11 protein-coding genes are annotated in these 9,840 nt (G+C 63.0%); 7 read left to right on the plus strand and 4 right to left on the minus strand.

Annotated features, from left to right (window positions below; all coding sequences use genetic code 11):
• Positions 1 to 40 precede the first annotated feature (40 nt).
• Positions 41 to 868 (minus strand): aminotransferase class III-fold pyridoxal phosphate-dependent enzyme, encoded by an 828-nt coding sequence (locus ACE3SN_RS14680; protein ID WP_374531251.1) that lies wholly within the window; start codon positions 866 to 868, stop codon positions 41 to 43.
• Positions 869 to 1,234: 366 nt separating this feature from the next.
• Between ACE3SN_RS14680 and ACE3SN_RS14685 the strand changes: the two genes are divergently transcribed.
• The 7 genes from ACE3SN_RS14685 (at position 1,235) to ACE3SN_RS14715 (ending at position 8,172) form a co-directional block, all read left to right on the plus strand.
• The gene (locus ACE3SN_RS14685) at positions 1,235 to 2,089 is read left to right on the plus strand and encodes a phytanoyl-CoA dioxygenase family protein (protein ID WP_022675102.1); all 855 of its coding nucleotides are present in this window, start codon (positions 1,235 to 1,237) and stop codon (positions 2,087 to 2,089) included.
• 7 nt (positions 2,090 to 2,096) lie between these two features.
• Positions 2,097 to 3,278: a hypothetical protein gene (locus ACE3SN_RS14690; RefSeq protein ID WP_022675103.1), complete on the plus strand. Its 1,182-nt coding sequence runs from the start codon at positions 2,097 to 2,099 to the stop codon at positions 3,276 to 3,278.
• The gene (locus tag ACE3SN_RS14695; RefSeq protein ID WP_158441930.1) at positions 3,265 to 4,125 is read left to right on the plus strand and encodes an NAD(P)-binding domain-containing protein; all 861 of its coding nucleotides are present in this window, start codon (positions 3,265 to 3,267) and stop codon (positions 4,123 to 4,125) included. The genes ACE3SN_RS14690 and ACE3SN_RS14695 overlap by 14 nt, the downstream gene beginning before the upstream one ends.
• Before the next feature lie 15 nt (positions 4,126 to 4,140).
• Positions 4,141 to 5,373, plus strand: a complete 1,233-nt coding sequence (locus tag ACE3SN_RS14700) for an MFS transporter (protein WP_148291622.1) — start codon at positions 4,141 to 4,143, stop codon at positions 5,371 to 5,373.
• Between the two features lie 192 nt (positions 5,374 to 5,565).
• Positions 5,566 to 6,882, plus strand: coding sequence for a cytochrome P450 (locus ACE3SN_RS14705; RefSeq protein ID WP_022675106.1), 1,317 nt, complete (start codon positions 5,566 to 5,568; stop codon positions 6,880 to 6,882).
• A 45-nt stretch (positions 6,883 to 6,927) separates the two neighbouring features.
• Positions 6,928 to 7,248: a 2Fe-2S iron-sulfur cluster-binding protein gene (locus tag ACE3SN_RS14710; RefSeq protein WP_022675107.1), complete on the plus strand. Its 321-nt coding sequence runs from the start codon at positions 6,928 to 6,930 to the stop codon at positions 7,246 to 7,248.
• 9 nt (positions 7,249 to 7,257) lie between these two features.
• Complete coding sequence (locus tag ACE3SN_RS14715) at positions 7,258 to 8,172, plus strand: fatty acid desaturase (RefSeq protein WP_022675108.1); 915 nt, start codon at positions 7,258 to 7,260, stop codon at positions 8,170 to 8,172.
• Positions 8,173 to 8,176: 4 nt separating this feature from the next.
• On the opposite strand, the gene ACE3SN_RS14720 is transcribed toward ACE3SN_RS14715, so the two are convergent.
• From ACE3SN_RS14720 to ACE3SN_RS14730, 3 genes are read right to left on the minus strand one after another with little or no spacing between them, the layout of a single operon-like run.
• Positions 8,177 to 8,797, minus strand: a complete 621-nt coding sequence (locus ACE3SN_RS14720) for a TetR/AcrR family transcriptional regulator (RefSeq protein ID WP_022675109.1) — start codon at positions 8,795 to 8,797, stop codon at positions 8,177 to 8,179.
• A gap of 12 nt (positions 8,798 to 8,809) precedes the next feature.
• Positions 8,810 to 9,019 (minus strand): hypothetical protein, encoded by a 210-nt coding sequence (locus ACE3SN_RS14725; RefSeq protein ID WP_148291624.1) that lies wholly within the window; start codon positions 9,017 to 9,019, stop codon positions 8,810 to 8,812.
• Positions 9,020 to 9,066: 47 nt separating this feature from the next.
• Positions 9,067 to 9,396, minus strand: coding sequence for a multidrug efflux SMR transporter (locus ACE3SN_RS14730; RefSeq protein ID WP_022675110.1), 330 nt, complete (start codon positions 9,394 to 9,396; stop codon positions 9,067 to 9,069).
• Between the last annotated feature and the right edge of the window lie 444 nt (positions 9,397 to 9,840).

Genomic DNA, 9,840 nt, shown 5'->3' on the forward strand with positions numbered 1-9,840 from the left:
GGCATTGGGCCCTCGGCGCTGACGGAGGCCATGGGCATGCTCAACCACCATTTCGCAGCAGCCGCCTGATCGGCGCAGAGCGACAGCCTACCTCTGACTGCCGCCAATCTTTGCAACAGAGCCCGCCAAACTGTTCCCAGCTGCAGTCGCGCGACAGGCGGAATCCGGTGCGGATTTCATCGACGATCAGCATCGCGCCCGCCTTGTCGCACAGCGCACGGGCGCGCCGGGCATATTCGCGGGTGACCTCGAACTGGTCCTGGAAAGCCTCATGACGGAAGGGGGTGGCAAAGACCCCGGCGAGATCGTCGCCTGCCGCCTCGACCGCGGCTTCGAGGCTGGCGATGTCATTGTAGACATACTTGCGGATGAAGGCCTTTTCTTCGGGCACCACGCCATTGGGCCGGGGCGTGCACCAGGGCGCGGCACCGTGATAAGCGCCTTCGGCCACGAGGATGATGCGCTTGCCCGTGGTCGACCGGGCGCAGGTCATCGCCATCGTCGTGGCATCGGTGCCGTTCTTGCAGAACATCGCCCAGTCGGCATGGCTGATCATCGACGTCAGCGTTTCGGCGAGTTCGACCATCAGCGGGGATGGACCGGTGGTGGTATCGGCCTTGTCCAGTTGCCTGCGGATCGCCGCGTTCACTTCCGCGCGGCCATAGCCCAGCAGGTTCGGGCCATAGGCGCACATCAGGTCGAGGTACTTGTTGCCATCTGCATCCCACAGATAGGTTCCTTCGGCGCGTTCGAAGAACTGCGGGAAGGAAGGGGGCATCAGCACCGTCGATTCATGACCGTACATGCCGTTCGGGATGACCTTCGCGGCGCGTTCGCGAAGCTGCAGATCCTGGGAATTCGCGGTCATTGTCGAGTCCTCGCAAAAGCGGTTTGACGCCCGACGGACACACCGTCGCAGTTGCCAGATGCCTGCGGCCTGTTCAACATTCTCTCCGAGTCAGCGCAGGTTCATGACTAGTGCAGGAAAGGTGATATTTATCTGCCAAGTTGTCAAACGGGTTTCATCCATCCGCCGTTAACGCAGCAAAAAGGGCTAGGAATGGCGATTGACATCGCATTCCGTCTAGATAATTCTCGGCTAAATTCTGGAAGTATTGCGGGGTTTGTGGCCAGAAGGCACCCAGTTCCGCCAGATTGTGGGCCGTTTCCACCGCTTGCCGATACACTATCACAAAGTCTGCACTTTCATAAGATCAGTTGCCCGGAGAATCCCATGAGTGATCTCGCCCGCCTCTCGAATGCAACCGCCACGGTCGACAATGTCGTGGCCACGATCGAACGCGATGGCGGTGTGATCATCGAGGACTTCATTTCCCCCGAACTGATCGCGGAACTCGAAGCCGATCTGCTGCCGAAACTGGACAGGTCCGGTGCCGGCGGCGACGATTTCACCGGGTTCAGGACCCGCCGGATGAGTGCCCTTTTCGCCAAGACGCGCCGCATGGCCGATATCGTGCTGCATCCGCTGTTTCACGGCGCGGCAGAACGGCTGGTCAACGTGCCCACGAAGTACTGGTCGGGCGAACAGGAACTTTCGATCAAGCCGGGCCTGCGTATCGGCGTGACCCAGCTGATCCAGATCGCGCCGGGCGAAACGCCGCAATCGCTGCACCGCGATCACTGGGCGCTGCTGTGGCGCACGCCCGACTATGATCGCCACGTCCGCCTGCAGGTGATGATCGCGCTGAGCGAGTTCACCGAGGAGAATGGCGGCACGCTGGTGATTCCGGGCAGCCACGTCTGGCCCGACACGCGCATTCCGACGATGGCGGAAGCCGTTCCCACCGTGATGAGGAAAGGTTCCGCACTGCTCTTCGTCGGATCGACCTATCACGCAGGCGGCAGGAACGCGACGACCGACCAGCTCCGCTCGGGCCTGACCATGACGATCGACGCGGCAACCGTGCGGCAGGAGGAGAACATGTATCTCGCGCTTTCGCCGGATGTGGTCAAAAGCTACCCGGTAGAGATCCAGCGCCTGCTCGGCTGGTCCTATACCGACGAGACGCACATGGGCTGGGTCGAGATCGACGGCGAGATGGCCGATCCGATCCGGCTTCTGGCCTGATCGTCCGATGCTCCCCGGCCAGAGCGAAATCACGCCCCTGCAGGTTGCCACCGCGATCGCGGGCGGAACGATCGCCCTGATCGTCCTTGGCATCCAGCCGGTCCTGTACGGGGCATACGTCCTGGAAGGGTCGATCTCTCCGCAGCGGCTTGGCCTGCTTTCGGCCGTGGAGATCGCAGGCATTGCCGCAGGCAGCGCGATCGGCGTGCAATTGCTGGCCCGGTGGCGCACGCAGATCCTGGTGCTTGCCGCCACCGCATTGCTCATTGCGGGCAACCTGATCCCGGTGGCCGAAGGCGCCACGGGGCTGCTGATGCTGTGCCGGTTGACCGCAGGGATCGGGGGCGGACTGCTTGTCGGGATAGTCGGCGTGGCGATTTCACGGACCCGGCGCCTCGGTGCCTGGGCGGGATCGTTCGTGCTGACCCAGGGACTGGTGCCCTATCTGGTGCTGCGCGGCTTCATGCATTTCGATCCTGATCCGGCCAGCCATACCGTCCAGCTGGTGCTGGCGGGCTTCGGCCTCGTGACGCTGCTGCTGCTGCCGTTCTACCCGGCCCGGATGCTCGGATCGGGCGACGAACAGGCCGAACCGATCGGCAGGCCTCAGGGCAGGGGTATCGTCGGCCTCGGCTCCGTACTGCTCTGCGTCGGCGCGGTCGGCGGCATCTGGGGCTATCTGGAAGTGTGGATGCACTCGCGCGGCATCGAAAGGGCAGACAGCACTTCGCTGATCACGATTTCCCTGCTCGGACAGATCCTTGGAGCCGTCGCCGGATCGCTGATTGCCGATGGCAAGTGGGGCTGGCTGCGCTTGATCGTCCTGCTCTGCGCCCTGATGAGCGCGGTGGTCGCCTGGCTGGCCTGGCCTTCGTCCGCTGTGGTATCGTTCGGGTATGGCGTGGCCTACGCGATGGTGGCCCCGGCATTCCCGCCCCTGCTCGCGCGGCTCGATCCTGTCGGGCGGGCGGTTCCCTACAGCGCAACTGCGCAGTTGGTGGGCCTTGCCATCCTGCCGACGCTGGCGGGCGAATTCCTTGCCCCGTTTGGTCTGGATCTGGTGCTCGTGGGCTTCCTGTCGTGCATGCTGGGCAGCCTGGTCCTGGTGCTTAGCCAGGTTCCGTTCCTGCTGGGGCGCAACCGAAAGCCCGATCCCGTCTCCTGGAAGGTACACCATGAAGCAGTGTAATGTCGCCGTTCTCGGGCTTGGCCTGATGGGCGCTGCCGTCGCCCGCGGTTTCGCGGCCGCGGGCCATGCCGTCCACGTGTGGAACCGGTCGCCGGAAAAGGCCACCGCGCTGGCGGGTGAACGCATCACCGCCTGGCCTACCGTGGCCGAAGCGACGGCAGCGGCGGGTCTCGTGGTGAACCTGACCGGGCAGTGCGAACAGTTGCCGGAAACATTCGCGGGATGCGAAGCGGTGCTTGCCGGGAAATACGTGCTGAACCTTGCCTCCGGCACGCCTGCCAATGTCCGCGCGACCGGCGCATGGACCAGTGCACAGGGGGCGCAGTTCGCCAGCGGAACGATCCTTTGCTACCCCGAAGGCATCGGAAAGGAAGCCAGCGCGATCTACGTCGGCGGCTCGACATTGCTGTGGGAGAAGTTCGGCGAGGCGATCGTGTCCATCGCCGGGCGATCGGAGTTCGTTGCCGAGGATAGCGGTACGCCCAACGTGCTGGAAGCCGCCTTTGTCGGCACGTTCTTCCTCCCATCGGTTGCGGCCTTCATCGAAGCCTCGCGTTTCATGAAGAGCGAGGGCGTCGACCCCGCGATCCTGACCGCCAGCCTTCCGACAATGGTCGCCGAACTGCAGGTGCAGTGCGAGATTGCGGCAAGCGAGATGGCCGAAGGCAGCTTTCCCACCGACCAGGCCACGATCGCCACGCATCGGCGCTCGCACCGCATGTTCGTTCAGGCCTATACAGATGCCGCAGCGCCCAGCGATATCATCACGGCGACTCTGGCCAAGCTGGAACGCGCCGCAGCCGCAGGGCACGGCGAAAGCTCGTTCAACGCAATGGCACTGCATTGACGCAAGGATCCCGCATTGGCCACTCTCCCCCTTGCCGATCCGCCTGCTGCAGGCATGCAAGGGGGCGCAGTGGCGGCAGGGGCTGATCTCATCGATCCGGTCGACCGGGGCAGCGCGATCGCAGCCGCCTCGCTGCTGATCGCGCTCAACCAGCTTGTCATCAATGTCCAGCCGCTCCTGATCGGGGCGCTTGCCCGCCACCGCGGGCTAGACGACGGCGAACTCGGCCTGGTCAGTTCGGCGCTGGTCGGAGGCGCGCTGCTTGCCTCCTCTACCGCCCCGTTCTGGGTGCGGCGCGTCAACTGGCGCAGGACCACGACACTTGCCCTGCTGCTGGCCGCCCTTATGTTCTGGGTGACCTCGCTGGTCACGGGTTTCGGCTGGCTCTGCCTTGCATTCGCGCTTGCCGGGCTGATGAAAGGCATGATCGGAGCGCCGTCTTTCGTGTGCCTTGGCGATACCAGCAGGCCCGAACGCAATTTCGGAACGTCCGTCGCGGTACAGGCCATCGTCGCGGCGGCGGCCGCCGTGCCGATGGCGGGCTACCTCATTCCAGCCTACGGGCTTTCAGGGGTGCTATACAGCCTGATCGCGGCGATGGCCGTGGGGCTGGTCGCCGTGCGGTTCCTGCCTGCTTCGGGCCGGGGTTCGGAACAGGCGCATGGCGCGCGCGTGAAAGTACCGGCGTGGCGGCTGCTTCCATTCATCGCCGTGCTTCTGGCGATGATGCTGTTCACGATCGGCGTGACCAGCTTCTGGTTCTTCCTCGAACGGATCGGCACCGCGCAATCGATCCCCGCCGCCACGATCGGCCTGGCGGTAAGCGGCACGGCGCTGGTCTCGATTCCCGGTTCGTTCGCGGTTACCTGGCTTTCGCGCTGGCTGGGCGGATTGCAGTTCATCGTGCTCGGCTCGCTGCTGATCGTGGCCGGGTTCGCGCTGGTCGCCGTGCCCGAACCGGTTGCGTTCATGGCGGGCAGCCTGATCTTCGCGATTGGCTGGGGCATTGCCCAGCCAGGATACTGGGCGCTGGCGCGCGAGGCCGATCCGACCTCACGGCTGTTCGTGCTGTCCTCGGCGGTTGCCGGCCTTGCTTCGGTCATCACCGGACTGATTGCCGGACCGATGATCGGGCTGAACGGCTATACCGGATTGATCGTGATGTCCGGGCTGTTCGTAGCGGCGGGGATTGCGCTGTGCGTGCTGATAAAGCCGATCGCGGCCAGGATGCCGCCCATGGCCGACTGATAACCCGAAACGCTGCGCAAGGACTTGGCTCGCTTCATTCGGGATTGGTCGCACGCAGACCTCCATCCTTCCGGCCATGACAGAACACGGTTCGTCGCAAAGGCAGATCGAAGTCGACAAAAATTCGGATTCTCAGACACATTTTGAAATGGAAGTAATTGCTCCCATATAGCGAATGTGCAAGATTGCTGCATGGAGTCGCGCCGTGCGGAGATGCCGCCGGACGCTGCCGGGGAGAACGTCATGGACGCTGTGCTTTCGATGGATGCAGTGAAGAATCATGCCGACACTGTCGCACTGGACGAGATCAACGTCGTCGACGTGGAGCTTTGGCGCAACGATACGATCTGGCCCTATTTCGACCGGTTGCGCCGCGACGACCCCGTCCATCTTCATCCGGCAGACCATCACGTCGACGGTGCGTTCTGGTCGATCACCCGGTTCAACGACATTGTCGCGATCGACAGCGATCACCAGACCTTCTCGTCGGAACCGACCATCTTCCTCGAAGAGCAGATGCAAGGGTTCGAACTTCCCGCCTTCATCCAGATGGACCCGCCGCGCCACGACCAGCAGCGCAAGACGGTGATGCCGGTAGTCTCGCCGCAGAACCTCGCGGCGATGGAATCGCTGATCCGCAGCCGCGTCCAGACCACGCTCGACAGTCTGCCCATCGGCGAGAAGTTCGACTGGGTCGACAAGGTCTCGATCGAACTGACCGGGCAGATGCTGGCAACGCTGTTCGATTTCCCGTTCGAGGATCGCCGCAAGCTGACCTACTGGTCCGACATGGCCACTGCCGATCCGGTAGCCTCGGGCATGTACAGCGATCCCGAGAACTACCAGCAGGAATTCATCGCGGTGATGACCGAATGCGCCGAGTATTTCACCGGCCTGTGGAACGAACGCGTCAACCAGCCTCCCAAGGGCGATCTAATCTCGATGCTGGCGCACAGCGAAAGCACCAGCGAGATGGATCCCAACGAGTTCCTCGGCAACATCCTGCTGCTGATCGTGGGCGGCAACGATACCACCCGCAACACCATGTCGGGTTCGGTGCTGGCAATGTTCGAGAACCCCGGCGAAAGGGCCAAGCTTGACGCCAACCCCGCGCTGATACCCTCGATGGTGTCCGAAACGCTGCGCTGGCAGACGCCGCTGTCCTACATGCGCCGCACCGCCACGCGCGATGTCGAACTGGGCGGCAAGACCATCCGCAAGGGCGATCGCGTGGCGATGTGGTATGCCGCCGGGAACCGCGATGCGGAAGTGATCGAGAACCCGTACGAATATCGCATCGATCGCCCCAATGTGCGCCGTCACCTTGCGTTCGGCTTCGGCATTCACCGTTGCCTGGGCAATCGCCTGGCGGAAATGCAACTGCGCATCTTGTGGGAGGAAATCCTGCAGCGCTTCCCGGAAATCCACGTCCATTCGCTGGAGCGCGTGCCGTCGGCCTTCGTCCACGGCTTCTCGGAAATGCAGGTTTCGATCCCGCGCCGGCTGTAACCGCGCCGCAGGGATCTCCACACGTACGCAAGAGGATATCGGGATATGGTACGCATCGCCTTCATCGAGCACGACGGCACGCAGCATGATGTCGAAGCGCCGCAGGGCTGGTCCCTGATGGAAGCCGCCGTGAAGAACGGGGTTCCGGGGATCGACGGAGACTGTGGCGGAGCCTGTGCCTGTGCCACCTGCCACGTCTTCGTGCAGGCACCGTGGTTCGACAAGGTCGGTGAACGATCGCCCAACGAACAGGAAATGCTCGAATTCTCGGCCGAAGTTGCCGACAATTCGCGGCTTGCCTGCCAGATCACGCTCGCCCCGGCGCTTGACGGCATTACCGTCCGCATGCCGGCCAGCCAGCAGTAAGGCCCGGTCATGGCAAGCATCGCCCATGACACGCCGACAGCACCGGCAAAGGCCGAACGCAGGATCAGCAAGGCCGAGGAGAAGGCTATCGCGCGTTCGCTTTCGCCAGGAATCGCCTGGCCGACGGTGATCCTCACCTTCCTGTTTCCCGCAGCCTATGTCGCGCTTGCCTGGCTGGGCCTGAGCGGCAGGGTTTCATCATGGCTGATCACCCCGGTACTGGGGCTGGTGTCCTACGCGCACTATTCGCTGGTGCACGAAGCGGTGCACGGCAACCTTGTGGTCGAACCGAAATCGCTGCGCTGGTTCAATACCTTTGCCGGATGGGTCGGCGCGATCGGGCTGGGGATCGGCTGGCCGCTGCTGCAGCGCACCCATGTGCTGCACCATTCGCACACCAATACCGACAAGGACCCGGACATCTACGTCAAGGGCACCTTCTGGCAGCTGATCGGCAAATGGGCGCGCGATTCGGTGCCCGGCTATCTGCCGCTGGTGCTCTACCGTTTCGTCATGCCCGACCTCTATCGCCAGCTACGTGCGATCATGAGCGACCGCGAGATCCTGCAGTGTTCGCTGCTGAACACGGTGCTGATCGGCCTGCTCGGCGTGGCTTTTGCCACAGGGCACGCGCTCGACTGGCTGCTGCTGCTGTTCGTGCCGCAGCAGATTGGCGTGCTGATCCTGATGATCTTCTTCCAGTGGCTGCCGCATTATCCGTTCGACCGCTTCGACCGCTACGGCAATACCCGGATCAGCCTCTGGGCAGGCGGCAAGGTGTTCACGCTGCAGCAGAACATGCACCTGATCCACCATCTGTGGCCAAGCGTGCCGTTCTACAACTACTTCCGCCTGTTCGTGGCCCTGCGCCCGGTGCTGGAAGACGAAGGCGCAAGGATCGAAGGCTTCCGGCCGCGCGGCTGACCGATCAGTCCAGATAGCGGCTGAAGGTGTCGCTCACCATCTGGTGCAGGATGCGCAGCAGGTTGTGCGCGGTCACCTCGTCCGATTGCAGCGCGATGTCGAGAATGCGGTTGCTCGCCTCGATCACCACGCAGCACAGCGCGGTCACTTCCGCATCGTCGCCCCGCACCCCCAGCGCGCGCAGGCCAATGGCCAGCTCGCGCTGGACGGCGATATTGTCGGCCTCGTACTGTTCGCGCAGGATCGGGCTGGATTCCGCCGCCGCGCGCAAGGCCCGGTAGCCGACCTCCTTCGAGGCCGCCGCGTAGTAATCGAAGATCGCGCGATCCAGCGCCTTGTGCCAGTCGTCCTGCGGCGAAAGCGCCGAAAGATCGCCCACCCATTCGCGCTCGTGCTGGCGCGCCCGTTCGGCCAGGGCTTGAAGGATCGCCCACTTGTTCGGAAAATAGCGATAGATCGCGCGCGGGCTGAGTGCGGCCCGCCCGGCGAGGAGGTTGGTGTTGAAGGCATCGGCGCCAACTTCATCAAGCAGCAGGGCGCTTTCCTGCAGGATGCGCTCGTGCGTGGCGCGGCTGCGCTCCTGCTTGGGCACGGCGCGCGGCGTGAGAGACGAACTATCGGACATTTATCCGCGCTATCAATCGTTGCCGGGTTCATCAAGGCGCAGTTTGCACCACGCGGTCATGGTTCGGTGCAGCCGGTAGCGGACAAGACCGCGCAGGGTGCCGATGCCCTTCAGGCAGGAAGGAACAAGGGCGAACAATCGCACTTGCCAGCCGCGCTTTATCGGATAATTAGTAAGCGTCCGATCAGGGCCGTGGCGCGCAATGGCCGCTTCTAGGATCACGGCGCGCCCTCGCTGATGGCGACTGTTGGGTGGGAAGCGGACATCGCTCAGTGCGACACCGCGCTGGAAAAGCCGTTCATGATTACCACGCCAACAACGATGAAGCCCATGCCGATCATGGCGGCGGAATCGAGCTTCTGGCCTTGGATCAGCCACGCGACAGCCGCGACCAACACTACGCCCAAGCCTGCCCAAATCGCGTAGGCAACTCCGGTGGGGATGGTCCGTAATGCCAGCGCAAGGAAGTAGAACGTGACTAAATAGCCCCCAAGGGCGAGCATGGTCGGGCCGATCTTTGTGAACCCCTCTGTCTGGCGGAGTAACGATGTCGCGAACACTTCACCAATGATGGCAATCGCAAGGTAGAGATACTGCATGAAACGCTCCTTGAGTTTGGAGGGAGCGTTGGCCCATTGGTCAAGCGCCTACCCTTTCGATCAGGTGACGCCGTGGCAGGGAAGAGTCCGACATGCGGGCGCAGGGGCTACCATCCTGCTACTCTATGCTCGGCGAAACCAACTTAGGAAAGCTCAATCAGCTTGTCACGCGACCATCAGGAAAATGTCCGAAATGGGGTCGCTTCCTGAAAGGCAGCTTCTGGCAGAAAATCGCAGATAGCTGCCATTGGCGCAATGGCCCTCAGTCGACGTCCTGGTCACCGGATTGAGCCGCCTTCCATGCCCAGGGCAGCATTTCGGGCTCTGTTGCAAAAATCGTGAAGCTTGAGCATGCTTGGCGGAGATTGGACGGACGGAACGATGACGGATTTCAAGTGGCGCCATTTCCAGGGTGATGTGATCCTGTGGGCGGTGCGCTGGTAT

It is taken from the genome of Novosphingobium sp., from assembly GCF_041915465.1.
GTDB lineage: Bacteria > Pseudomonadota > Alphaproteobacteria > Sphingomonadales > Sphingomonadaceae > Novosphingobium.